At 64.7% G+C, this 23,741-nt stretch carries 27 protein-coding genes and 1 tRNA gene; 17 read left to right on the top strand and 11 right to left on the bottom strand.

Features of this window, described 5'->3' with window-relative positions; genetic code table 11:
* Nucleotides 1–301: 301 nt before the first annotated feature.
* From ACFR9U_RS13870 to ACFR9U_RS13880, 3 genes are all read left to right on the top strand, one after another.
* The gene (locus ACFR9U_RS13870) at nt 302–1,111 is read left to right on the top strand and encodes a lipoate--protein ligase family protein (protein ID WP_247381890.1); all 810 of its coding nucleotides are present in this window, start codon (nt 302–304) and stop codon (nt 1,109–1,111) included.
* Between the two features lie 88 nt (nt 1,112–1,199).
* Nucleotides 1,200–2,030 carry a deoxyribonuclease IV gene (locus tag ACFR9U_RS13875; protein ID WP_247381888.1) on the top strand — a complete coding sequence of 277 codons (831 nt, stop codon included), beginning with the start codon at nt 1,200–1,202 and terminating at the stop codon, nt 2,028–2,030.
* Between the two features lie 79 nt (nt 2,031–2,109).
* Complete coding sequence (locus tag ACFR9U_RS13880) at nt 2,110–2,904, top strand: class I SAM-dependent methyltransferase (RefSeq protein ID WP_345893432.1); 795 nt, start codon at nt 2,110–2,112, stop codon at nt 2,902–2,904.
* Between the two features lie 114 nt (nt 2,905–3,018).
* On the opposite strand, the gene ACFR9U_RS13885 is transcribed toward ACFR9U_RS13880, so the two are convergent.
* From ACFR9U_RS13885 to ACFR9U_RS13895, 3 genes are all read right to left on the bottom strand, one after another.
* Complete coding sequence (locus ACFR9U_RS13885) at nt 3,019–3,207, bottom strand: hypothetical protein (protein WP_247381885.1); 189 nt, start codon at nt 3,205–3,207, stop codon at nt 3,019–3,021.
* A gap of 62 nt (nt 3,208–3,269) precedes the next feature.
* Nucleotides 3,270–3,923 carry a DUF7095 family protein gene (locus tag ACFR9U_RS13890; protein ID WP_247381881.1) on the bottom strand — a complete coding sequence of 218 codons (654 nt, stop codon included), beginning with the start codon at nt 3,921–3,923 and terminating at the stop codon, nt 3,270–3,272.
* Nucleotides 3,924–3,968: 45 nt separating this feature from the next.
* Nucleotides 3,969–4,439 (bottom strand): DUF4442 domain-containing protein, encoded by a 471-nt coding sequence (locus tag ACFR9U_RS13895; RefSeq protein ID WP_247381878.1) that lies wholly within the window; start codon nt 4,437–4,439, stop codon nt 3,969–3,971.
* Between the two features lie 78 nt (nt 4,440–4,517).
* Here ACFR9U_RS13895 and ncsA point away from each other — a divergent pair, with 78 nt between their 5' ends.
* The gene (gene ncsA, locus ACFR9U_RS13900; protein WP_247381875.1) at nt 4,518–5,510 is read left to right on the top strand and encodes a tRNA 2-thiolation protein NcsA; all 993 of its coding nucleotides are present in this window, start codon (nt 4,518–4,520) and stop codon (nt 5,508–5,510) included.
* A 129-nt stretch (nt 5,511–5,639) separates the two neighbouring features.
* Here the strand turns inward: ncsA and ftsZ are convergent, their stop codons facing one another.
* The 3 genes from ftsZ to ACFR9U_RS13915 form a co-directional block, all read right to left on the bottom strand.
* Complete coding sequence (gene ftsZ, locus ACFR9U_RS13905) at nt 5,640–6,842, bottom strand: cell division protein FtsZ (RefSeq protein ID WP_247381872.1); 1,203 nt, start codon at nt 6,840–6,842, stop codon at nt 5,640–5,642.
* Between the two features lie 3 nt (nt 6,843–6,845).
* On the bottom strand, nt 6,846–7,031 hold the full coding sequence (locus ACFR9U_RS13910; RefSeq protein ID WP_247381869.1) for a ribbon-helix-helix domain-containing protein: 186 nt from the start codon (nt 7,029–7,031) through the stop codon (nt 6,846–6,848).
* A gap of 233 nt (nt 7,032–7,264) precedes the next feature.
* Entirely contained in the window at nt 7,265–7,825 is a 561-nt protein-coding gene (locus tag ACFR9U_RS13915) for a double zinc ribbon domain-containing protein (RefSeq protein WP_247381867.1), read from the bottom strand.
* Between the two features lie 132 nt (nt 7,826–7,957).
* Between ACFR9U_RS13915 and ACFR9U_RS13920 the strand changes: the two genes are divergently transcribed.
* Together ACFR9U_RS13920 and ACFR9U_RS13925 are read left to right on the top strand one after the other, a co-directional pair.
* Nucleotides 7,958–8,031: transfer RNA gene (locus tag ACFR9U_RS13920), tRNA-Tyr, on the top strand.
* 494 nt (nt 8,032–8,525) lie between these two features.
* Nucleotides 8,526–8,882, top strand: coding sequence for a ribonuclease HI family protein (locus tag ACFR9U_RS13925; RefSeq protein WP_247381863.1), 357 nt, complete (start codon nt 8,526–8,528; stop codon nt 8,880–8,882).
* A gap of 119 nt (nt 8,883–9,001) precedes the next feature.
* Here ACFR9U_RS13925 and ACFR9U_RS13930 read toward each other — a convergent pair whose 3' ends face one another.
* The 3 genes from ACFR9U_RS13930 to ACFR9U_RS13940 all read right to left on the bottom strand — a co-directional run bounded on the left by ACFR9U_RS13930 (nt 9,002) and on the right by ACFR9U_RS13940 (nt 11,749).
* Nucleotides 9,002–9,910 (bottom strand): hypothetical protein, encoded by a 909-nt coding sequence (locus ACFR9U_RS13930; RefSeq protein WP_247381861.1) that lies wholly within the window; start codon nt 9,908–9,910, stop codon nt 9,002–9,004.
* 174 nt (nt 9,911–10,084) lie between these two features.
* Nucleotides 10,085–10,480, bottom strand: coding sequence for a site-specific integrase (locus ACFR9U_RS13935; protein WP_247381857.1), 396 nt, complete (start codon nt 10,478–10,480; stop codon nt 10,085–10,087).
* A gap of 555 nt (nt 10,481–11,035) precedes the next feature.
* Nucleotides 11,036–11,749: a sterol carrier protein gene (locus tag ACFR9U_RS13940; protein WP_247381855.1), complete on the bottom strand. Its 714-nt coding sequence runs from the start codon at nt 11,747–11,749 to the stop codon at nt 11,036–11,038.
* 383 nt (nt 11,750–12,132) lie between these two features.
* Between ACFR9U_RS13940 and ACFR9U_RS13945 the strand changes: the two genes are divergently transcribed.
* Nucleotides 12,133–12,438: a HalOD1 output domain-containing protein gene (locus ACFR9U_RS13945; RefSeq protein WP_247381853.1), complete on the top strand. Its 306-nt coding sequence runs from the start codon at nt 12,133–12,135 to the stop codon at nt 12,436–12,438.
* Nucleotides 12,439–12,462: 24 nt separating this feature from the next.
* Here ACFR9U_RS13945 and ACFR9U_RS13950 read toward each other — a convergent pair whose 3' ends face one another.
* On the bottom strand, nt 12,463–12,657 hold the full coding sequence (locus ACFR9U_RS13950) for a hypothetical protein (RefSeq protein WP_247381850.1): 195 nt from the start codon (nt 12,655–12,657) through the stop codon (nt 12,463–12,465).
* 268 nt (nt 12,658–12,925) lie between these two features.
* Here ACFR9U_RS13950 and ACFR9U_RS13955 point away from each other — a divergent pair, with 268 nt between their 5' ends.
* The 8 genes from ACFR9U_RS13955 to ACFR9U_RS13990 all read left to right on the top strand — a co-directional run bounded on the left by ACFR9U_RS13955 (nt 12,926) and on the right by ACFR9U_RS13990 (nt 19,429).
* Nucleotides 12,926–13,555: an HAD family hydrolase gene (locus ACFR9U_RS13955; protein WP_247381848.1), complete on the top strand. Its 630-nt coding sequence runs from the start codon at nt 12,926–12,928 to the stop codon at nt 13,553–13,555.
* Complete coding sequence (locus ACFR9U_RS13960; RefSeq protein ID WP_247381846.1) at nt 13,552–14,514, top strand: CobD/CbiB family cobalamin biosynthesis protein; 963 nt, start codon at nt 13,552–13,554, stop codon at nt 14,512–14,514. Before ACFR9U_RS13955 ends, ACFR9U_RS13960 begins: the two co-directional genes overlap by 4 nt.
* A gap of 149 nt (nt 14,515–14,663) precedes the next feature.
* On the top strand, nt 14,664–15,425 hold the full coding sequence (gene cobS, locus ACFR9U_RS13965; RefSeq protein ID WP_247381896.1) for an adenosylcobinamide-GDP ribazoletransferase: 762 nt from the start codon (nt 14,664–14,666) through the stop codon (nt 15,423–15,425).
* Nucleotides 15,410–15,988 (top strand): NTP transferase domain-containing protein, encoded by a 579-nt coding sequence (locus ACFR9U_RS13970; protein WP_345893430.1) that lies wholly within the window; start codon nt 15,410–15,412, stop codon nt 15,986–15,988. The genes cobS and ACFR9U_RS13970 overlap by 16 nt, the downstream gene beginning before the upstream one ends.
* Before the next feature lie 58 nt (nt 15,989–16,046).
* Nucleotides 16,047–17,108: a threonine-phosphate decarboxylase gene (locus ACFR9U_RS13975; RefSeq protein WP_247381845.1), complete on the top strand. Its 1,062-nt coding sequence runs from the start codon at nt 16,047–16,049 to the stop codon at nt 17,106–17,108.
* Nucleotides 17,108–17,806 carry an adenosylcobinamide amidohydrolase gene (locus ACFR9U_RS13980; RefSeq protein ID WP_247381842.1) on the top strand — a complete coding sequence of 233 codons (699 nt, stop codon included), beginning with the start codon at nt 17,108–17,110 and terminating at the stop codon, nt 17,804–17,806. The genes ACFR9U_RS13975 and ACFR9U_RS13980 overlap by 1 nt, the downstream gene beginning before the upstream one ends.
* Before the next feature lie 46 nt (nt 17,807–17,852).
* Complete coding sequence (locus ACFR9U_RS13985) at nt 17,853–18,713, top strand: PHP domain-containing protein (RefSeq protein WP_247381840.1); 861 nt, start codon at nt 17,853–17,855, stop codon at nt 18,711–18,713.
* Nucleotides 18,714–18,763: 50 nt separating this feature from the next.
* Entirely contained in the window at nt 18,764–19,429 is a 666-nt protein-coding gene (locus ACFR9U_RS13990; RefSeq protein WP_247381838.1) for a cob(I)yrinic acid a,c-diamide adenosyltransferase, read from the top strand.
* 155 nt (nt 19,430–19,584) lie between these two features.
* On the opposite strand, the gene ACFR9U_RS13995 is transcribed toward ACFR9U_RS13990, so the two are convergent.
* Entirely contained in the window at nt 19,585–20,283 is a 699-nt protein-coding gene (locus ACFR9U_RS13995; protein ID WP_247381835.1) for a TOBE domain-containing protein, read from the bottom strand.
* Between the two features lie 120 nt (nt 20,284–20,403).
* Here ACFR9U_RS13995 and ACFR9U_RS14000 point away from each other — a divergent pair, with 120 nt between their 5' ends.
* Nucleotides 20,404–21,903: a cobyric acid synthase gene (locus tag ACFR9U_RS14000; protein ID WP_247381833.1), complete on the top strand. Its 1,500-nt coding sequence runs from the start codon at nt 20,404–20,406 to the stop codon at nt 21,901–21,903.
* 48 nt (nt 21,904–21,951) lie between these two features.
* Complete coding sequence (locus tag ACFR9U_RS14005) at nt 21,952–22,734, top strand: nucleotide-binding protein (protein WP_247381832.1); 783 nt, start codon at nt 21,952–21,954, stop codon at nt 22,732–22,734.
* Nucleotides 22,735–23,741: the final 1,007 nt, after the last annotated feature.

The following is a 23,741-nucleotide window of genomic DNA, read 5'->3' on the forward strand; positions in this document are numbered from 1 at the left end:
CTCCATTCATACCTTCGACCCTCATCCGGCAGCGGCCGGGTGTGGGTCGGTTCATTTCGAACGGCCCAGCATCCGCTGGGCTTTCAGACCATGCACAGAGTGCCGACAGTCGCAGACCCCTCGATTCCGAGAGATACATCTCCAGTTTTATCATCGGGGTGACGATGCCAGTCGGAACTGTCGTGGATGCTGCGCCCCAGTCTGGTGTTGGATGGCATACTTACCGTCGCTGGGGCTGACCGCTAGTCTCGGATGAGGTAGCGACACAATCGCTTTGCTCCCGGAGGGTCTACCCCGGTCCATGACTGACCTCGCCGCGCGGGAGTGGCGGTTGATTCGCGAGGAGGCCTGGGACGGGCCGATGAACATGGCGCTCGACGAGATCGCTGCCGAAACTGCGGCCGATGGTGGTCCGCGGACGGTCAGGGTGTACCAGTGGGAGCCGAGCACGCTCTCGCTGGGGTATCGACAGGACCCGGCGACGATCGACTGGGAGTACTGCGAGCGGGAAGGGATCACCGTCACGCGCCGCCCGACCGGTGGCGGAGCGATCTACCACGACACTCGCGGCGACATCTCCTACTCTATCATCGCACCAGCGTCGGAACTGCCGGGAAAACTGCTGGACGCGTACGAACTGCTCTGTGAACCGATCCTCGATGCCTTCGAAGGAATGGGCGTCGACGCCGGCTTCGCGACCGAGGAGCGGCCGAAGATTTACCAGCCGGCGTGTTATTTGCGAGAACTCAATCCGGCACACGACGTGGTCGCCGGCGACGGTCGCAAAATAAGCGGGAACGCGCAGTACCGCCAGCGCGACAGCGTCATCCAGCACGGATCGCTCACCTACGAATCACGGCCGTCCCGTCACCTCTCGGTATTTACTGCAGACCTCTCTCCTGCATCGTTCCGTGAGCGGGTGACCTCGATTCGGGAACAGGCTGGCGGTTCACGGACCGACGCGGTCGAGACGCTGGAAGCGACGCTAGGCGACTGGGCGGATGCGACGACGGGGAAGTGGACGGAAGATGAACTCGCGCGCGCACGTGAGCGCGCACAGACGAAGTACGCGTCCACTGACTGGAACCGTGACCGCGTCGATCCGGTCTGATCTGCCGACGCGGGGAGGGCGGTGCCGGGTTGTCTTGGGCGACGGTCAGCATCGAAGCGGCTTTGAGGTGGCCCTCCCTGCCTCCGGTATGCTCAGAGTCGGCGCACACACCTCTATCGCCGGCGGCGTCCACAATGCCGTCGACGAACAGCTCGAGATCAATGGTAACTGCGGGCAGATCTTCTCTCACTCGCCGCAGGTCTGGCAGGACCCGAACCTCGACCCCGAGAACGCTGACGAGTTCAAGTCGGTCTCTGCGGAGAACGATGTCGGACCGTGGGTCATCCACTCGTCGTATCTCGTAAACCTCTGTACGCCGAAAGACGACCTCCGCGAGAAGTCGATCGACTCGATGCAAAAGGAAGTCGACGCGGCAGACACCCTGGACATCGAGTACGTCAACGTTCACCTGGGTGCCCACACTGGTGCGGGCGTCGAGCAAGGACTCGACAACGCCGCGAGTGCCCTGGACGAACTCGACGTCCCTGACGGGGTGACGGTGCTCGTCGAGAGCGACGCGGGGAGCGGGACGAAACTCGGTGGCCAGTTCGAACATCTGGCAGCCGTCCGTGACCGTTCGGCCCAGGACGTCGAGTTCTGCCTCGACACGGCGCACATGTTCGCCGCGGGCTACGACCTCTCGACGCCGGCGGGCGTCGAGGAGACTATCGACGAGTTCGACGACGTGGTGGGACTCGACGACCTCGCCTGCATCCACCTCAACGACTCGAAACACGAGTGTGGCACGAACAAGGACGAACACGCCCACATCGGCGAAGGGCTCATCGGCGAAGACGGTATGCGCGCGCTCATCAACCACGACGACGTCCTGGACGTGCCCCTCGTGCTGGAGACGCCGACCGAGGACGGGAAGAGCTTCGCCTGGAACATCGAACGCGTGAGAGAGCTCCGGGACTAATTCGTTCCTACGTAGGTATCTGCCACGAGCCGATTCGACGGAACCAAACGCTTTGATTTCGTGAGACGAACCAGTGTTCGTGCGCGAATTCAGTGCGGAGTACCTCCGGACGACGCGACGGGGGATGTGGGACGATTCCCGGGAAGCGCTGGCACCGCTGGAACTCGAGAGCAGGTCGAAGGTGCTCGACGTCGGCTGTGGGACGGGGGAACTCACGAGCGTTCTTCGCGAGGAGTCGGACGGGACGGTGATCGGGCTCGACGCCGACGGACGCTTGCTCGCTCATGCGGACCAGCCGATCGTGCAGGGGAACGCACTCGAACTCCCGTTTCCGGACGACGCCTTCGATCTCGTGGTCTGCCAGGCGCTATTGGTCAACCTTCCAGACCCAGCGGCGGCCGTCGCCGAGTTCCGGCGGGTGTCGCGTGAGCTGGTCGCGGCGGTCGAACCGGACAACGCGGCCGTGTCGATCACGTCGACGGCGGACCCGGAGGCACGGCTGGCGAAGCGCGCTCGCGAACTGTACCTGGCCGGGAGCGAGACCGACGCGGCCCTCGGCGCGGATGCAGCGAGCGCGTTCGAGGCGGCTGGTCTCCGCGACGTCTCGACTCGTCGGTACGACCACGAGCGACGGACCGATCCGCCCTACAGCGAGTCGGCTGTCGAGGCTGCGCGGCGCAAAGCGACGGGCGAGGGGCTCGCGTCGGATCGCGAGACGATGCTCGCCGGGGACGCCACGGCCGAGGACGTCGACGAACTCAGGGCTGACTGGCGAGCGATGGGTCGAGAAGTCATCGAACAGATGCAGGACGAGCGGTATCGACGGCGAGAGGTCGTCCCCTTCTACGTCACCGTGGGTCGCGTGGATTCGTGAGGACAACGAGTTCGTGACTGATGCGTCCCGCCCGTCAAATCAGGGTCGACGCGACGGTCAGTAGTTGGGGAGCGTCGATCGTGCGTGTCGTCCAGTGCAGATTTTGACTGCTAACTACCGGTTATCTGGTGCCAGTGCGTCTTCTTCCTCGCCACCGCCATCGCCCTCGCCGTCGTCTCCACCGCCGTTTTCACCGTCACCATCTTCTCCTTCCTCCTCACCGGGGCTCCCACACCCCGCGAATCCGAGCAGTGCGATCGCGCCGAGCTGAGCGAACCGTCGTCGCTGGAGCTGTCGAGGCACAGGCTGGGTTCACCGGCTATCCCTATCAGTGCTCGGCCGTCCCTCGCAAGCTCACGTGTTGATCAGAGGACGTCCCCGCGGACGGTCGCGCCCTCCTGTTCCTCCCGGTAGGTCTGGACTGCCGTCGCGGCCGTCTGCGCGTCGTCGGGGTCGAGACCGAGCATCTCCAGCGCACCGGACAGCGGCGGGAAGGCGAACTCGCTTTCCCTGAGCTTCCGGAGCGCCTCGTCGCTGCGCTGGCCCTCGGCCCACAGGCAGACGCCGCGTGGATCGAGGATCTGTTCGTAGGTTTCCCGGGCCATCGCGCCGTCCAGTCGCTGGGTGACGTTGTCCTCGAAGGACGCGTTGCACACTTCGAGGTGAATCGGTTCGTCGTCGTCGATGAGGTGTGCGGCGAGACACTTCTCGGGGGCGGCGTGGCCGCTGGCGTTCGCACGCAGGTGTTCGGGGAACTGGTCGGCCCAGTCGGCGTCGACGGTCTTGCCGACGCCTTCGATCCCGTGGGAGTCGCGGAACTCGGCTTCGCGGTCGCCGTCGCGACCGAAGAGCATGTCTTTCGTGACGTACACGTCGAGGCGCTCGACGGGATCGAGCCCGAGCGCGACGTCGCCGTACACCCACACCTCGCGGACGGGGACTGGCATCGGATCGGACGCGACGGCGTCGACCAGTTGCTCGACGCGGTCGACGGCCTCGGTCCTGGCGAACTCGTCCATCGGTGGTCCCTACTGGCCGGTCGCCGAAAACGCTTTTCGCTCGGCTCAGGCTTTCTTCGACGCGTCGGTCGAGACGTGAATCGTCTTCTCGACGGTCGCGTGCGTCGTCCCCGCGTCGTCGACCAGGTCGACGGTGTACTCCCGATCGATCGAATCGGTCTCCCCGTCCAGCGCGGCCTTCACGTCACTGACCTCGTCGTCGGACAACTCGAACGTCGCGGTCAGCGTCTCCGTGCCGGGCTTTTTGAACTCGATGCTGGCTGCCTTGTCCCAGACGACGTAGTCGTCGCCGAGGCGCTTGATGAGCATGATCGCGTAGATGGGATCGACCGCGCCGTACATCGACCCGCCGAAGATGGTGCCCATGTAGTTTTTCGTCCGCCAGTTGTGCGGCACTTCGACGCGGACTTCCGACCAGTCGGGCGCGATGTGCGTCACGCGACCCCCCGTTCCGCGGTAGGCCGGGTGGACGCGAAAGAGCACCTTCCAGAGCCGGGTTCGCAACCTATCAAACATGTCCGGTTCGAATCGGTCGGTCCCGAAATAGGTTCACATTCGAAACGGTCAACCGCCCGGATTGCCAACGCTCCGGTAATGGACTGTGACAAGTGCGGCGAGGACGCGGTCATGCACGCCGCCTACTCCGGGCTGCACCTCTGTGCCGACCACTTCTGCCGATCCGTCGAGACGCGCGTCCGACGGCGCGTCCGCGAGGACGATCTGTTGCCCGACGACGCGACCCCGGAGGACCCCGAGACCTGGCTCATCGGGCTCTCCGGCGGGAAAGATAGCGTCGTCCTCACGGAGATCCTTCACGACACCTTCGCCAAGGACCCGCGGGTCGAACTCGTCACGCTGACCATCCACGAGGGCATCGAGGGCTACCGCGACGAGTCCCTCGAAGCCTGCGTCGAACTCACCGACGAGCTGGACGTTCGCCACGAGGTCGTCAGCTACGAGGAGGAGTTCGACCTCCGAATGGACGACGTCGTCGAGGACGACCCCGAGAACATGGCCGCCTGCGCCTACTGCGGCGTGTTCCGGCGGGACCTCCTCTCGACGTACGCCGAGGAGTACGACGCCGACAAACTGCTGACCGGCCACAATCTCGACGACGAAGCCCAGACGGCGATGATGAACTTCCTCGAGGGCGACGTCGAGCAGATGGCCAAGCACTTCGACGCCAGCCTGGGAGCGTTCGAGGCGGGTGGGGAGACGCCGGCTCGCGTCCGCGGTGCGGACGGCCCGTTCGTCCCACGCGCCAAGCCACTCCGGGACGTCCCCGAGAAGGAAGTCGCACTGTACGCCCAGCTGCGGGACCTCCCGGCACACATCACGGAGTGTCCGCATTCGAGCGAGGCGTACCGCGGTGAGATTCAGCAACTCCTGTTCGATCTCGAAGACCGCCATCCGGGCGCGCGCCACTCGATCATTTCCGGCTACGAGGAACTCGCCCGGATGGCCGCGGACCGCTACCGCGACGGCGACGGCCCCGACCTCGGCGAGTGTGAGCGCTGCGGCGCGGCGACGACGCGCGACCACTGCCGGAAGTGCGCGCTCGTCGAAGCGGTCCACGCTGCCGACTAACTGTCTTTCTGCTGACGATCGTCAGACGACCGTCTGCCGAGAAGCAGACGCTCGCCCGACGTAAACGCGCGTTTTCACGGAACGAGCCACCGCTGTTCGAGGTAGCTAAAAAAGAAAGTCGGTACTGCGTCAGTTCGTCCGGATGACGTCGAGGCCGCTGTCGGATTTGGTCGTCTCGTCCTGACCGCCGTCGGCCCAGCCGTCGCCGTGGGAGTTCCCGACGTTCTGGCTGGCGTCGAACTGCGCGGTGTCGACCTCGTTGCCACCACTGTTCATCGCCTGCTTGGACTTGTCGGCCTGCTTCTGGGTCGTCGGACCGAGGATCTGGGCGCTCTGCACGCCGGTCATGATCGCCATGACGCGGACCTTGCCCTTGTAGCTCTCCTGGATGCGCGCGCCCCAGATGACGTTCGCGCTGGCCTCGAGTCGGTCGGTGATGTTCTGGGCGATTCCCTCGGCCTCCTTGAGTGTGAGGTCGGGGCCTCCCGTAATGTGGACGAGGCCACCGGACGCACCGCGGTAGTCCACGTCCAGCAGCGGGTGGTTCATCGCGTCCTTGACGACCTCTTCGGTCTTGTTCTTGTCCTGAGTTTCGCCGACCAGCATGACTGCCACGCCACCCTGGTTCATGATGGCGGACATGTCGGCGTAGTCCAGGTTGATGAGCGACGGCTGGGTGATCGTCTCGGAGATGCCCTTGACGGTCTCGGCGATGATCTGGTCCATCACGGAGAACGCCTTGCCGATGGGCAGGTTCGGGACGTAATCCAGCAGTCGGTTGTTGTCGAGGACGATGATCGAGTCGGCCTCGTTGCGGAGGCGTTCGAGCCCTTCTTCCGCTTTCACGGTGCGGGCACGCTCGACGTTGAACGGCGTCGAGACCATGCCGACGACGATCGCACCCTGGTCTTTGGCGATCTTGGAGACGACGGGAGCTGCACCGGTGCCGGTGCCGCCACCCATGCCCGCGGTGACGAACACGAGGTCCGCTTCACCGAGGACTTCCTTGATCGTGCCCTGGGCCATCTCGGTCGCGCGCTCGCCCATGTTGGGGTCGCCACCCGCGCCGAGGCCGTTCGTCAGGGACTTCCCGACGAGGATCTTCGTGTCGGCTTCGATCATTTCGAGGTGCTGGCGGTCGGTGTTGATCGCGACGGTCTCTGCGCCGTCCACACCGATGTTGTACAGCCGGTTGACAGTGTTGTTCCCGGCACCGCCACAGCCGACGATGACGATGCGGGGCTGACCGAACCCTTCGCCGTCGTCCATCTCCTGCTGTTTGGCCTTCTCTTCTTCGTCGTTCTCAAGCGCCGACTTGACGAGGTCCTGCATCGTCTACACCTTCGCCCACGTGCGCTTGCGCTTGTCCGAGGACCGCTCCTCGTTGCTGTCGTGCTCGTTGAGCATGTCTCGAACGGCCGACCGAATCGCCTCGCTGCGGTTCGGGTATTCGCCCGTCTCGACCATTTGTTCGACCTCTTCGATCTGCTGCTTCGGAATCCGTAGTGTCACACGCTCCATATTTTGGTTCCCCTTTGGGGTAAGACGGCGAAGGGGTGTGTCACCGCGCCCCGTGTGTTTACACACCGAAAACCGCCACACGGCGGCGGGGTGTCGGCCCTGAATCCGGTGTGTAAGACGCACCGTCTTACGCAGAGTTTACATCTGGTTGTTGGAATATAAAAGTTTCCCCTACCGTAAGACAGGACTGCCTTACGCAAGTAAACGCGGCTCTACCGCTCGTTTACGGGGGATTAGGATTGATCTAGGACGTCGGCTGCGGGGGTTCGGCGGCCACAACCGGGGCAGAACGCCCAGTCCGATCGAAGCTCGTCACCGCACTCACAGAACACGCGCCGAGACGCCTTCTCTCCGCAGTTCGGGCAGTAGACGTGCGAAGACGACAGTTCTTCCCCGCACTGTTGGCACGGGCGCCGGTCGTCGTCGGCACTGTCGGACACGTCGTCGTCGGCGTCGTCAACACGCGTCTTACGTTCGACCCCGCTTGCGGTCTCGCTCGTGGCACCGTCACCGTCGAGCGCGATGTTGACGTTGATATCCTGCGGTTGGTGGGCTGTGTGTGGCGTAAACGACTGGTTCAGCCGCTCGGAGATCATAGTGTCGACGCGTTCCGCGATGAGCTCGTCGAGGCTGCCGTCGGCGTCTGACGGCACGGCCGAGGAAGCGGTGGTGCTCTCCGACGGCTCTTCGAGGAACTGTCGGAGGGCTTCTCGCATCACCTCGCTTTTGGATGCGTCGAACGCTTCGAGCTGCTCGATGAGCTCGTCGTCCGCGCGGAACGTTATTTTGCTCATCTTGACCTGTCATATCGTTTGGTATCGGAGGTATTTGAATCTTCCCGCCTGTCTGACGGCCGTCGGCTCCGCCGCTGACCGGCTCCGAATGATAACCGTTAAGTCCGACAGCGGGCCTACGTTGAGTTGCAACCGCCCTTAGCTCAGACTGGTAGAGCAGTCGACTGTAGATCGACTTGTCCCCCGTTCAAATCGGGGAGGGCGGATTTTCTTACCTGTCGAACCATAGCCAAGAGGAGCCACGCCGTCGTGCGATTCCATCTCGACGTGTTTGGGTTGAACAGGTCACCTGACTCAGGTTTCCGCCGTCGTGCATTCGCGTATAGCCGAACGTCTCGGGGAAATTAGAACCTTTCGGCCCGAAATCTCATACTGCTGTTAGTCGTGCGTACAAGACTTGAACGGCGTGTTTTCTTTTTAAGAGCGCGCAGAACTCGCTCCATAGAAAGAGGCCATCCCGACTCTGGAAATATCTCAGATATGCGTCCAGCCATATGCGAACAGGGTGGTTCAAGTATCCAGAATCGACCAGTTGCTCTATATGGGAAAAACCCTGTGGAGGTCGCCCGATCGTCATACCATTATATGAGAGGAAATGATGGTGCAATCAGAAACGCAGAGAGTCACGTATCGAACGAACAACAGACGAGATAATACAGGTGGGTTGTCGAGATGACCACATCTGTTGTCGTGAAATTCGATGGAGGGGACTCGTCCAGATAATCCCGGTCCCTCGTCAATCGGATACATCGTCGAGACCGACGACTGGACCGAGGAGCGGAGCGAACACATCGGGGAATCAACCAACAACCGAACCGAGTATCGCGCTCTCATCCAAGGGTTAGAACTCGCCTCCGAGAAGGGATGCACCGAGGTCGAGGCGAGAGGTGACTCCGAGGTAATCGTGAAACAGGTTCGTGGTGAGTATGGGGTGAACCAGCCAGAACTCCGCCCACTGCGTAAGCGCGTACAGGAACTGGCTGACGAGTTCGAGCAATTCGAGATACAGCACATTCCACGTGAGGAGAACTGGGAAGCCGACGAGTTGGTGGAGTAGGCCTTTTCTGAGTGAGTGGGGCTGGCTTCGAGATAGGTTCTATCTCGGAATATCCCCGTGGAGGTCACCCACCACACCTCTTGGAGGAATTAATAACACACCACTGGAGGATACTAATACTACTCTAAATATCCCAAGTCTGTCAAACGCTCTTGAACCTCAGTATCATCCATATCTTCAGACATATCGCCTATATGGCCACGTTCGATAGTTTTCCGGTCCCCATTTTGATTAACTAACCACGGGACTTCGATAAGTGGTTTAATATGCCTTCTTGAAGGATGGCCAATAAGATTAAATTCAGACACATTACCAAATACATTACCGTGGTCAGAAGTTACGACAGTCTTTCCTTGTAACTTCTCCAAAATTTTGTTTATAGCAGGTAAAGTAATTTTGAGATTTTCCAAATATGCTTTCCAAACTTTGTTTTTATCATATTTCCCCTCCCTAAGAGCATCCCAAATATTTGGGTCGTCTATATCATACTCTCTTACTCCACCAGAAAATTTCCCTCCGTGTGGGATCGACTGTCCAGTTTCACCGATAAATGGCTGGTGTGGAGGAATGTAATGGGCTAAAATGCGCTTATTGGGATATTTTTTGGTTACCTCAAGGACACGCTCATTCATAACTTCTGGAAGTACTGTCCCATATTCTTCATCCCAATCATCTTTCCAGACGTGGATAACGTCGTGAAAACTATCTTCAACATTAGGCTTGTAATATTTTGGCGTTGCAGTCACACAGACCATTTCCGGATATTTTTCTCCTCTGAAAGTTTTCACAACATATTCAGAAGTATTAGATGCAACAGAATAGTATTTTTCAAGGTTGCCAGATAATGTGTTGGCATCTTCAAATATATCATATCGGCAGGCATCCAACAGTAGGAGGTTATCCCAGTCTCGCTCAGGAATCGGTTCGTCGTTTCGGTTGAACATTAATCTTGACAATTTTGAATGTAGTTCCCAAATAGCCTCATTTGGGTTCAGTAGGCCGGTTTTCATCTGACCAAGGTCGTACATATGAGAGAAACGCAGTCACAATAACAAGAATATATGGTATCTCAGATTTCGTGCAAAGTCCAGTCATCAATTGCTGACCGCTCCCGATTGTCATAGGGTTATATGAAAGGGTTGGCATAGGAGAACCGGCGGAATACCACAGTGGTGGTATGGTTAGTATCCACAGGGTTTGGGTTACCCCTTCTTCTCCGCTCGCTCTGCATCCAACATCTCGTCCTTCCCGTCGTCGTTGGCATCGAGGGTCGGGAGCAGAACTTCTTCATGCGTGCCCGACTCGATGGCGTCGATGCTCGCGCAGAATCGAACGAAGGCACGGAGAGTCGAGAGTTGGGTTCGGAGCGAAACAGGGTTGAGGTCGCCGTCGTCCTTCCGCCAGAGCCGATACTCGTACAGTCTACGACCAGTGAGGTTATTGAGGTTGGTGAGGTCTTCCTGTCCACACCAGCGCACGAAGTGCTTGAGACGGTATTTGTGGGCCTGTACGGTTCTCTCAGAAGCGTCGTCTTCCCGTTGTGCAAGGTAGAGGTCTACTGCTTTCTGTGGTGCGATGGGTTCGAGGTCTTGGGTCATCGGTTGTCATCTCCGCGAACCCACGACGTCGGTCGGGGAAGCCGAGCAGATTGCCCGATGCCACCCTGTTATCGCGCCGCAGTCCCCCGTTCAAATCGGGGAGGGCGGATACTTTTCGCGGCGCTCACTTTCGAGCGCCGCGTGTGGATTCCCACCCGAGCAGATTTGAGCTTGTGAGTCGCGCACAACGAACTGAGCACGTCTCACAGTGTTCAAATTGGGGAGGGCGGACTCGGTTTTTCGTCGAAGTACGGTCGAACGGGTAGCGATCTCCCTTCCGTCGCTGTGAGTGGTTCCCCGTCCAGCCGCGACGACCTGTGCTGTCAGACGACGTCTGACCGTGACCGACCGGGTTCGTCGGGCAGTCTCCCTGGACAGTTCGTCCGGCCGGTGCGATTCGCGAGCGTCGGCTGCTCGTCGTGGTGACCCGCCGCGCGCCGGATCGGAACGTATGTTCTGCTTTCCCTGGAGGTAGCATACGCTTACCACAGCAAGAGGGACGGCTCGAAGTCGACAGGCGAATCATTCGGCTCGCGGGAATCGCTACTCGTCGGATCAGAAGAGACTGAGCATGCGCGTCGCCCAGGCGGCCTGTTGGTAGGCGAAGCGCTGGACTGCGATGGGTTGTCTGACGGCTTCGTCGAGGACGAAGTCCTGGAACGACGTTCCGGGCTCCTCGAAGAGATGCGTCGTCTCGACGTCCGCAGCGACGTCGCCGAGGAGTTGCAGGAGGGCGGTGTACTGTGGACGGAGGAGTCCGTTGCCGCTGATCTCGAGGTCGCCACTCAGCACGGCCGAGGTCGTCGGACGGCCGTCGATGATCTGCTGCCAGGTCGAACACGGGCCGCGGATGACCGCGCCGACCTCGCGTTCGTTGGGGTTTTCGAGGATCTCGGCCTCGTTACAGGTCCCCTCCTCCAGTTCGACGTAGGCGTAGACGGCACCGCCGACGACGTTCTTCTCGAGTTGTGTGAGCAGATCCTGAACGACCGGAGGAAGCTCCGCGCGAACGGAGTCGTCGATCTCTGCCGGCGCGTCCTCGTAGGTGAGGCCTGTCAGCCCCTCGCAGATGCTGTCGGGCACGTCGGCGAGCACTGACTCCGGGAGCTCCCGGACCGTGGTGTCGTCGAGGGGAAGGTCCGTAATCGCGAGAAGGATCGCGCCGTTGAAGCCGACGCCCCAGCCAGCGGCGACGTCGTCGAGCGCGCTACTCTCGTTCAACAGCGCTTTGTACTCGTCAAGCCACTGCTCCGTGGGAAACAAACTCATACACGACCAACTGCCTCCTCGTTAACAACACACATACAAAAGGTCATCGCCGACTTCGACTATTGATAGTCGCCTCCTGACGGGCCGTAGAGAGAACCTTCGACACGTGTGTGAGCTGTTTATTTTGGTGTCTCGCTCTCTGCGACGGTATTTTCCGTTTCACTCCGAGTATGGCGTCGTTCGAGTCTCGGCGTTGTCGTCCACGTTTCGTCACCACTTTCGATTCTGAAACTAGCGCACACCTCACGCAGCGGCGTCGGTCTGACCCTTTCACTGCTGGTCAGTATGCGACCTCTTATGTAGGGCGACCCACTAGTACGGATAACTGACGCTTCCGTCCGTTGGCGGTGAGATAAGGGCGGCCAGCAATCTGGAGGGAGGACATGTCTGAACATGCTGAGAACGGGGATATCGAATACGACGCCGACACCGGTATCTATCGGACGACCTACGACATCGAAGCCGAGAGCCTGAGCGTCCGCGTCCTCGAAGCCGTCGCGGCGATCAGGAACGTCGATCCGACGGATCTCGATCCGCTCGACGAGTACGTCGATCCTGACGCACTCAACTCGATCTTCGGGCCGACGGCGACGAAGGCAGGGACGCACGGATCGCTCTCGTTTGCATACGAAGGACTCCTCGTCATCATCCACAGCGACGGCGAGGTCGAACTCCGAGAAGAAGTCTAGATCGTTCCGCGCGATCGCGCTCGATCACCGATGGTTTTCTGGCAGTCGTCGCTCGTCGTCGTCGAGCCACTCGGTCGAACGGATGTCGTAGCCGCCGCATTCCGGACAAGCTTGTCGTCGGTACTCGAATGTGGCGTGGCAGGTGAGACACTCGTACTGGCGGCGCTGGCACCCGTCGGCTCCCCGTAGGAGCCGCTTTATCCGGACGAGCGCCCCCATCTCACCGTCCCCCGTCGCGAACCGAGCCGACGCCGTGCCGTCTCACCCGTGCTCGTTGCCTCTGGCTCCCGGCTGCAGTCATGTCTCGGACAGACGAGTCCCAGGGTAGTGAAAGGGGCTGACCGTTCAACCGCGTGATGGCTCCCGAGACACGGGGTCGCACCTGCGCGGTACCAGTGTCTGACACGATCGTCGGACGCACTTTCGAGCGCTCCACGCGACGCGGCTGATCGCGGTGTTCAAGTGTGTTTGTCCGAATGCAACCACCGTGGCAGTCTCGTTCGATCTCTTCGGAACGCTCGTCGCCGCCGAGCGACCGTCGGATCCGGCCGCTGCCGTCGCGACCGAACTCTCGGCGCGCGGGATCGCCGTTCCCGATGACTGGGGCCAGGCCTACTGTGAGTCCCACGTCACTGCACCGACTGGCGGCGAAGTTTCTCTCGTCGATCACGTCGAAGCAGCGCTCGCCAGCCGGACCGTGTCGATCACCACGGCGCGCGCCCGCGAGGCCGTGCTCGCTGCGTTCGACAGGCCAGTGTCCGTCCGTCCGGGGGCCGTCGACGCGGTCGCTGCTGCGGGCGAGCACGGTCCCGTCGGACTGCTCTCGAACTGCAGCGTCCCGGGGCTCGTCGAACGGACGCTCGCGGCCACGCCGATCCCTGCCGACGCGTTCGACGCCGTCGTCACGAGCGTGGGGAGTGGCTGGCGGAAACCCGACCCGCGGGCCTTCGAGACGCTCGCCGACGCGCTGGACGTCGACCCCGCCGACCTCGTCCACGTCGGCGACGATCCGCCGACCGACGGCGGTGTGGCCGACGCCGGTGGGACTGCACTGTTGCTGACCGAGGTCCCGCTGTCGGAGATCCCTGCCGCCCTCGAACGGAGGGCGTCGCCGTGACCGGACAGTGGGTGGCCGCGAGTACGGGCGTCGTCGGACTGGCGCTCGCGCTGGACCTGGTCGTCGCCGAGCCGCCCACGGCGCTCCATCCGGTCGCGTGGTTCGGTCGGCTCGTCGCGCCCCTCGATCGGGACTGGGCGCACCCGCGACTGCTCGGACTGCTCGGCGCCCTGGTCCTGCCGCTGGGTGCGGCTGGGACTGTCGGCGGCGTCGTCGCGGTGGCGAGCCGCTCCGGGTTGCTCGCGAGCGCGGCCGGAGCCGGCACCGCGCTGTTTCTCACGACGAGCTTCCGGCGTTTGCTGACGACGGCGGGAACAGTGAGCGCCGCGACCGACACGGACCTGTCCCGGGCGCGAGCGGACCTCCGCGCGCTCGCTGGGCGGGACGCGTCCTCGCTGTCGGCCGGCCAGGTTCGGAGCGCGGCCGTCGAGAGCGCCGCCGAGAACCTCGCCGACGGCCTGGTCGCCCCGCTCTGTGCTCTCGCGGTCGGCGGTGCGATTCCGCTGGCGATCGGCACGTCGCCCGCGCTCGCGCTGGCGACCGGCGCGGCCCTCGCCGTCTGGGTCAAAGCCGTCAACACGATGGACTCGATGCTGGGCTATCGCTCGAAGCCGGTCGGCTGGGCGCCGGCGCGGCTGGACGACTTCGTGATGTGGGTGCCCGCCCGGGCGAGCGCGCTCCTGTTGGCCACGGCGGCGCTCGCGCCGACGTCGCTGACGCGTGCGTCTCGCTGGGTGCCAGGGGTGCCGTCGCCCAACTCCGGCTGGCCGATGGGCGTGCTTGCCGCCGCGCTCGACGTCCGACTGGAGAAACCCGGCGTCTACGTCCTCAACCCCGACGGGGCGCTACCGTCGGTCGCGCTGGCGCGCCGCGGCGTCCGGACCGTCGCGGTCGCCGGCCTGCTCGCCTACGTGGTCGCCGCCGCCGTCCTTGCCCTCCCCGAGGTGATGCTTTCGTGACTGACCGGCCCGAGGACGTGACCGACGGACCGACTACGGACGACGCGGGCGCTTCCCCGTCCGACGGCGACCGAGCAACGGACGATCGGGCAGAGCGACGCGGAGACGAGACGCTCGACTCGGGAGATAGCGTCGGCGAAGGGTTCGCGCTGGCCTCGCGCGGGGCGCTCGGTTTCCTCACGCGACTTCCCGTCGGAACTGAGCTGGAGTCCTGGGAGGCGTTCCGGCGGCGGCCGGCGGCGTTCGTTCCCGTGGGCTATCTCGTCGGGGCGCTCGCCGCCGTCCCGTTCGCGCTCGGGCTGCCCGCGCCGACGGTCGCACTCCTCTTTCCGATCGCGCTCGTCCTCGTGACGGGGATCAATCACGCCGACGGCGTCGCAGACCTCGCCGACGCGGCGGTCGTCCACGAGGAGGGCGAGGCGGCCGACGACGCGAACCTCGCCGCGCGCCGCCGCGTCCTCAAAGACAGCGCGGTCGGCGTCGGCGGGACGATCGCCCTCGCGGGCCTCGTCGCGGGTCTCGTCCTGGCCGGGCTGGCACTGGCCGGGATGCCCACGTTCCAGGCGATCGGGCTCGTCGTCGCCAGCGAGGTGAGCGCGAAACTGGGGATGGCGACGCTGGCCTGTCTGGGTGAGGCGCCGTTCGACGGGCTCGGCGCACAGCTCACCCGCGTCTCCGACGAGGACGACCTGCTGGAGCCGGTGCTGGTGGCGATTCCGGCCGTCCTCGCGACCGTTCCCACGCCCGTCGCGTTCGTCGCGCTGGTCGCCGGCGTGGGGACCGCCCTCGCACTCAGACGCTGGGCCGCCGCCAATCTCGGCGGCGTCAACGGCGACGTGTTCGGGGCGGCGAACGAACTCGCGCGCCTGGTCGCGCTCCACGCGGGGGTGATGGCGTGGACGCTGTCGTGATGTGTGGCGGTCGCGGCACGCGCCTCGGCGCCGACGCGGAGAAACCGCTGTTCGAGGTCGCAGGCCGGCCGATGGTCGACCGGGTCTGTGACGCGCTGGCCGCGAGTCGGGCCGACTCCGTCTACACTGCAGTCTCACCGCACGCGCCCGCGACGCGCGAGCACGTTCGCGAGCGCACGGACTGTACGATTATCGAGACGCCGGGCGAGGGATACGTAGCGGACCTCGGGACCGTCCTCGACGACGACCGGATCGCCGAACCCGTCCTCACGTGCGTCGCGGACCTGCCGCTGCTCGCGCCCGCCCTCGTCGACGAGACGCTCGCTGCCGCGCACGACCGCGACGGGGAATCGCTGACCGTCGCGGTCCCAGCCGCGCTCAAGGAGTGTCTGGGCGTCAGTTCGGACACGACGAAACCGCACGAGGGCCGGACCGTCGCGCCCGTCGGGCTGAACGTCGTCGGATCGGCGGGCGACGCCGTCCGACTGTCGTACGATGCGCGACTGGCGGTCAACGTGAATCGGACCGCCGACGCGTCGGTCGCCGAACGGTTGCTGGAGTAGTCCGGCCGTTGTCACGACCCTAAAGTATTATGTTGGTGTCTTCGTGTATCCTACTCCGATGGACCCCGACGCGGTTGACTCGCTCCTCGATGCCGAGGGAGGCCCGGACACCGGTGACGACTCGTTAGCTGAGGGAGCGCGCGTCCCGCACGGGAGCACCGACGACCCCCAGATACTGGATTTCAGTGCGAATATCAACCCCAAAGTCCCCGAGGGGGCCACGCGAGTGTACCAGACCGTCCTGCCGACGGCGCGGCGCTACCCGGCCGACGATTACAGCTCCTACCGCATCACGGCCGGTGACTACGTCGGCTGTGACCCACAGCGCGTCGTCCCGACGCCGGGCGGACTGGCCGCCATCCGACTGGCGATCCAGACGACGGTTCGATCCGGCGAGTCGGTGGTCGTCCCGACGCCCAGTTTCGGCGAGTACGCGCGGGAAGTCCGACTCCAGGGCGCCGAACCCGTCTTCCACGCTCACGACGACCTGTTCTCGGTGGACCCGGCCGACCACGCGATGGTGATCCTCTGCAACCCGAACAATCCGACCGGAGACAGCTACGACCCGGCGGCGCTTCGCGCGTTCGCCGAGCGGTGTCGCGACGCGGAGACGGTGGTGCTCGCCGACGAGGCCTTTCTCGGGTTCACGAACGAGCCGTCGCTCGCCGGCGAGGACGGCGTCGTCGTCGCGCGCTCGCTGACGAAACTGTTCGGCCTGCCCGGGTTGCGCGCCGGCTTCGCCGTCGCGACCGGCCGGCTCCGGGACCGACTGGCGGCGGCGCGCCGGACCTGGTCGCTGTCGGTCCCGGCCGAAGCAGTGGGGACCTACTGCATGAACCAGACCGTGTTCGTCAGACAGACGCGCGAACGGGTGGCGAGCGAGCGCGCTCGCATGGCCGACCGCCTGGCCGACCGGTTCGACGTTCGGCCGTCGGACGCGCCGTTCCTCCTCCTCGATGCGGGGTCGAGCGACGCCGTGGACGAGGCTATCGAGCGGGCCCGCCGGCAGGACATCGCCGTCCGCGACGCCCGGACGTTCCGCGGGCTGGACTCGCATTTCAGGGTCGCGGTGCGCCTGCCCGAAGAGAACGATCGGCTCCTGACGGCGCTGGGCGTCTGATGTTCGCGACGACCGTCGAGTCGGGCGTTCTGCAGGCCCACCGACCGGACACGCGCTGGCTCGCGACCGGGCACGACGGCGGCTACCGGACCGCCGACGCCGCCTACAACGTCTCCGTGCCCGAGGGGTTCGACCGGACCGACCTCGACGCCTACCGCACCGAGCGCCGCGAGCACGCCGGGTTCACGACAGCGGGGCCGACGCTCCTGACGGGGGTCGACCTGACGCACGCTCGGGGCGCACGCGCGGGCCCGGTCACGGTGCTCGCGACTGCCGGCGTCTCGAATCCCGCGGCGTTGCCGATGGCGCCCACGGGTGAGCCGAGCGCCCCCGGCGAGGACCCCGCCCCGCCGGGGACGGTCAACCTCCTGGTCGGGACGACCCGTGCGCTGTCCGACGGCGCCCTGGCGACGCTGCTGTCGACCGCCGTCGAGGCGAAGACCGCGACGCTGGTGGCCGAGACCGGCTTCACGGGGACGACCTCGGACGCGGTCGTCGTCGGCTGTGACCCGACCGGCCAGCGGGCCGCGTTCGCGGGGAGCGCGACCCCCGTCGGGGCGGCGACGCGGGCGTGCGTCCGCGAGGCGCTTCGTGCGAGTCTGGACGCGCGGTACGCCGACCGCACGCGTCCGGGGTCGGTGGCCGACGCCGAGTACGGCGTCCGGACCGAGCGGACGGCCGACGTCTTCCAGCCGTAGACGGGCGAGCCGATGTCGTTTTTCCGGAGCGTCCGAAAGTGGCTCTATGGAGCCGAGCGCGGGGATCGCCGACCTGCACGTACACACGACGGCGTCCGACGGGACGAGTTCGGTCGCGGAACGCGTCGCCCAGGCGGCCGACCGCGGCCTGGAAGCGATCGCGATCACCGACCACGACGCGATCAGCGAGACGCTCACCGAGCCGGTGACCCGCCGGGACGGGTTAGAGGTCGTCACCGGCGTCGAGGCCAGAGCCGACGTCGAGGGAACGAAAATCGAGATTCTCGGCTACTACGTCTCGCCGGAGAACGAACGGTTACGCGAGCTGCTCGCCCGCGCTCGCGAGTTTCGCCACGAGCGAAACGAAGCGCTGATCGAGAACCTGAACGCGGCGACCGGGCTCTCGCTCGATTACGACGACCTGCAGGCAGCGGCGCGGGGAAGCCTCGGCCGCCCGCACGTGGCACAGGCGCTGGTCGACGCCGGGCTGGTCGACTCGATCGACGCCGCGTTCGCGGAGTATCTGGGCACCGACAGCGCCGCGTACGTCGAAATGGAGCGGCAGGACTACACCGCGGTCATCGACGCGATCCACGCTGCCGGCGGCGTGGCGTCGCTCGCGCACCCCGGTCGCATCCGCTCGGACGGCGTCCCGGAGCTGGTGGCGACCCTCGCCGACGCGGGACTGGACGCCATCGAGGTCGCGTACCCGTACGGCGGGGACAGCGGCCCTGCCAAACGGAACGAGGTCGGCGTCCAGACGGCTGCCGACCTCGCCGAGACGAACGATCTGCTCGCGACCGGGGGCTCGGACTGCCACGGTCCGGACTCGGGGAAGTACCGGCTCGGTGAGGTCCGCGTGACGCGGGCGGAACTCGACGCGATTCGAGATCGAGCGACCGTCTGAGGGTCACGGAACACCGGGAGACATAGGTGCCGGCGCCCCGAAATCGAGGTATGACTGACGCCGACGACGCGGACGAGACGAGGCCGCTCGAAGCGCGGGCGATCGAGGCCGCCGCACCCGACGAGTTCGGCCTCGTGCAGGTCTGGTGGGGCGACGGCAAAGGCAAGACGACGGCAGCGCTCGGCATGGGGTTCCGTGCCGCCGGACACGGCTACCGCGTCCACATGCTCCAGTTCATGAAGGGCGGGACCGCCTCAGTCGAGGACGTCCGCGGCGAGTACAACGCGATCGCCGCGATGCCGGGCATGAGCTACGAGAACGCCGGCCACTACGGCTGGCACGGCTTCCTCGACGGGAGCGACGACGACGAACACGAGGCCCGCGCCCGGGGTGCGCTCGCCCGCGCACGCGAGCTGATCGATGGAGCGGCCCGGGCGGCCCTCACCGAGCCACTGCCGCTCGACGGCGACCCCGAGGACGGCGTCCACATGCTGATTCTGGACGAGGTGCTGTACGCTGCCAACCGCGGCCTGATCCCCCCCGACGACGTGATCGCTCTCATCGAGGACAAACCGGCGACCATGGAACTCGTCCTGACTGGCGGCCACGAGCGACCCGAGGCGATCGTCGATCACGCCGACCTGGTGACGAACGTGAGGAAGGAGGCCCATCCGATCGACGCCGGCCAGCGGGCGCGGAAGGGGACCGAGTTCTGAGCGAACCCGGCAGACGACCGTCCGACGGGCGGCGAACGCCACCAGAAAGCTCATTACTGATCCCCTCTCCGGCTGCAGATGGAGGATGGGTCACACGCTCCTGGTCCCCAGGAGTCACACACAGTTCCCTTTCAGTGTCGATACCTTTCGAGTGGCTACGCCGTCGCGTCGATCCCCCGAGCGGCCGTCGCCTTGAACGACGCGACGACGCGGCGACCCGGTTCGAGGGCCAGCGACGAGCGACTCCGCTCGGTGACCAGTGCGACGAGTTCTGGACTGTCGGTCCCGTCGAGTTCGACGGTGATCTGCGCGACGGCGTCACCGGTTTCGACGCCGGTGACGGTTCCGGTGAGATCGTTGCGAAGGCTCGTGTCGGCGGCGTCGGTCGTGCCGTCGGGGTCACGGAGGACGACGGCGTCCGAGCGGATGCACACTTCCACGTCGGACGCCTCGTCGGGAACCAGTGCGGCCACCGGGCCGGCGTCGGTCGCGACGGTCGCGATCTCCCCGTCGCGATCGGTCACGGTGCCGGCGAGGACCGATTCGGTCACGGACGCGACGCCGTGGAGTTCGGCGTGCAGGCGCGCGAACTGGCGAGTGAGGTCGCGCGCCGCCGGCGTGAGCGTCGTTCCGCCGCCGCCTTCGCCACCGCGCGAGCGCTCGGTGAGTTCGCCGGCGGCGTCCTCGATCTCGACGAGACGCCGCTGCAGGTGCGGATAGGACCGCCCGAGTTCCTCGGCGGCGCGGTGCATCGACCCGTAGCGGTCGATGGCGCGTAACATCTCGACGTCGCGTTCGGTCACCGTCACGTCGCCGACTGACAGGTGCGTCTCGAAGTCTTTCTGGAGGGTCATCGTCGTCCCGTCTGGGTGTACCGGTGAGTATGCCGCCCGCTGTTATGAATACCGGACCCTCGGCCGCGCCGGGGCCGGGACGGCAGATTCTTCGCCGACGCGTCAGAACGGACGGAACGAATGGGTCGGACGCTCCTGATCGCGGGGACGGCCAGCCACGTCGGAAAGAGCACCGTCGCCGCTGGCCTCTGCCGGCTGCTCAGCGACCGCGGCGTGGACGTGGCACCGTTCAAGGCACAGAACATGAGCAACAACGCCCGCGCGGTCGCGGACCCGGACGGGAACACGGGCGAGATCGGCGTCTCTCAGTACGTCCAGGCCCAGGCGGCGGGCGTTTCGCCCACGACGGACATGAATCCCGTCTTGCTCAAGCCCCGCGGCGAGGGCGAGTCCCAGCTCGTGATCCAGGGAACGGCCGTGGCTCACTACGAGGCCCGCGAGTACTACGAGGACTACTGGGAGCGGGCGCTGGCAGCGGCCCGGGAGTCTCACGAGAGGCTGGCTGACCGGTACGACGTGATCGTCGCAGAAGGGGCCGGCTCCATCGCGGAGCCGAACCTCAGAGAGCGCGACCTCGCGAACGTCGAGACGGCGCGGTTTGCCGACGCCGACGTGCTGCTCGTCGCGGACATCGAACGCGGCGGCGTCTTCGCCTCGCTCGTCGGCACCGTGGAACTGCTCCCCGAGGACCTCCAGGACCGACTCGTGGGCGCGGTCATCACGAAGTTCCGGGGCGACCGCTCGCTGCTCGACCCCGCTATCGCGGAGGTCGAAGACCGAACCGGGGTGCCGATCCTGGGCGTGATTCCCCACGACGATCCCGGTCTGCCCGCCGAAGACAGCGTCTCGCTCCCGCCCGCGGGACGGCGCGCGGTCCACGGCACCGACGACGGCGCGCCCGACGACCGGACCGTCACGATCGCCGTGCCGCGGCTCCCTTGCGTCTCGAACTTCACCGACCTCGAACCGCTGGCCCGGGTTCCCGGGGTCCGCGTCGCGTACCTGCCGCTGGACGCCGACCTGGACGCTGCCGACGCCGTCGTCGTCCCCGGCACGAAAAACACCGTGGACGACCTGCTGGCACTCCGCGAGGCCGGGTTCGACGCCGCGATCGATACCTTCGAGGGAATCGTCGTCGGGCTCTGTGGCGGCTACCAGATGCTTGGCGAACGCATCACGAACGCCGACGTCGAGGGGACCGGCGACGAGACGACCGTCGACGGGTTCGGACTGTTGCCCGTCGAGACCCACTTCGAACGCGACAAACAGGTCGATCCGGTCACGCGAGACCTCGCGGGCGTCGGTCCGTTCTCGGGGGCGAGCGGTCCCGTCACTGGGTACGAGATTCACATGGGCAGGACGACGGCAATCGGCGAGATCGACCGGCCGTTTCCCGCTGCGCGTAACGACGATCCGGGGGGCGCCGCCACCGAGCGCGTGGTAGGAACGTATCTGCACGGCATCTTCGAGAACGCGTGCGTGCGCGAGGCGTTCGTCGAGAACGTGTTCGCGGCTGCCGATCGCGAGCGTCCGGAGGGCGACCGCGACGCGCACGACCCGTACGACCGCGCCGCCGCTCTCGTCGCTGCGAACGTCGATCTCGACCCGCTCGGATTCTGAACGGCCAACCGCAGGTTTAAATCTGATATCGCACAGACAGTTGGGTGAATGGTCGAGGCGTTCGCGGTGGCGAGTGGGAAAGGGGGAACTGGCAAGACGACGAGCACGCTCGCGCTCGGGATGGCACTGGCCGAAGAGCACGACGTGACGGTCATCGACGCCGACACGGGGATGGCGAACCTGCTCTTTCACGCCGGGCTGGAATCGGTCGAGACGACGCTGCACGACGTGCTCGTCGCGGGCGGCGCGCCCGCGGAGGCGGCCGTGTACGAGCGCTTCGGGATGGACGTCGTGCCCTGCGGGACGAGTCTGGCGGGGTTCGAGGCCGCGGACCCAGAGCGGTTACGCGACGTGGTGGCGACGCTGGCCGCCGACACCGAAGTCATCCTGCTGGACTCGCCCGCGACGCTCGCCTCGAAGTCGGCGGTCCTCCCCGTCGTGCTGGCCGACCGCGTCGTGGTCGTCCTCCAGCCGACGATTCCGGCGCTCTCGGACGGGCTGAAGGTCCAGGAGTACGCCCACTCCTACGGGACCGACACTGCCGGGACGATCTTCAACAAGGTGAGCGACTCCGAGGACGTCACGCGCGTCGCCGAGAAGAGCGAGCGCTACTTCGACGGCCCGACGCTGGCGACCGTTCCGGACAGCGACGCCGTCCGCGCGGCACGCAGAGCCGGGAAACCGCTGCTCGCGCACGCGCCGGCGACCGCCGCCGCCGAGGCCTATCGGAACGCTGCCCGGACGCTCGACGTCCGCGCCGGGGAGGCGGGGGCCGTCGCCGACCGCTTCCGAAGTGCCGTCATTCCCAAGGAGCCCAATCCTGGTCCGTGACCGATGTGATGAGTTCGTCCGTCGGGATATGTCAACATTCCCTATAGGGCACAGGTCATGCAACCTGTATTATGTCTGTAAGAATTGATGTGCTAAACAGGGCGCATAGTCAGCACGCCAGATTGCCGATCAGAATGAATAGCCGGTGATCAGTCAGACCACTCATCAAGAATACTGGTTGGCAGCGTCCAGCCTGTCGAGGCTTACACCTCGTCTTCGCAGGTCTCTTTGGGATTTTCCGAGTCCCACAGCATTATTTCGGGAGTTGCTCGCTCACTGGTAGTCTCTGAGTCGTAGGAGTTGATTTCCACGATAATGTGATGTCCGTCCTCCGTTTGGTCCTGTGTGAGATTGGTACGAACCCACTCCGAGCGATTGTCAAGACGCGCAGATACTGAGTACTGGCCGGACTCGTTTGGCCATGTTTGATTGACCGCGATTCTTGGCCCCATCCGCGACCGGAGCTCATGTGTGGAGCGGTGAACGACTTCACCGTCGGACGTGACGCGTACGTGGAGCGTGTGGGAGTCAGCGTGATTATTACTGACCTCTAAGCACCGGAGTCGAGTCTGTTCTGGACCGCTGGCGAATGAGAGGCAGCCAGCGAGGGCTGTCGCCCCACCCATGCAGAGCGCAAGGATCTGACGGCGAGAACGCTTCACGGCAGCGCTTTAATTCCGGTTAAATGGTATGTTTTCCGGTCGATCAGTACAGGGAGAACGAACAGTAGTCCCGAACCGAGGAAGGCGATGGCGTTATTGTTGACAATCGTGAATCTACACTATGGCGACCGACTCGTTGACCCCAGCGGATAAAGCCGCGCAAACAATGAGTGCCATACGGCAGATTCTCGGTGCAACGCTTCTCTGGGGGCTTCTCTGGTTCTTCCTGACAGCAAGTATTCAACCAGAATTCACTGGATTTCTCGCATTTTTACACCTAAGCAGTCCAGTATTCTTGGCAGTCCTCAGCGTGTTTCTCTGGAGGATGTTCACTGCATATCGAGC

Source organism: Halorientalis brevis, assembly GCF_042678165.1.
Lineage (GTDB): Archaea > Halobacteriota > Halobacteria > Halobacteriales > Haloarculaceae > Halorientalis > Halorientalis brevis.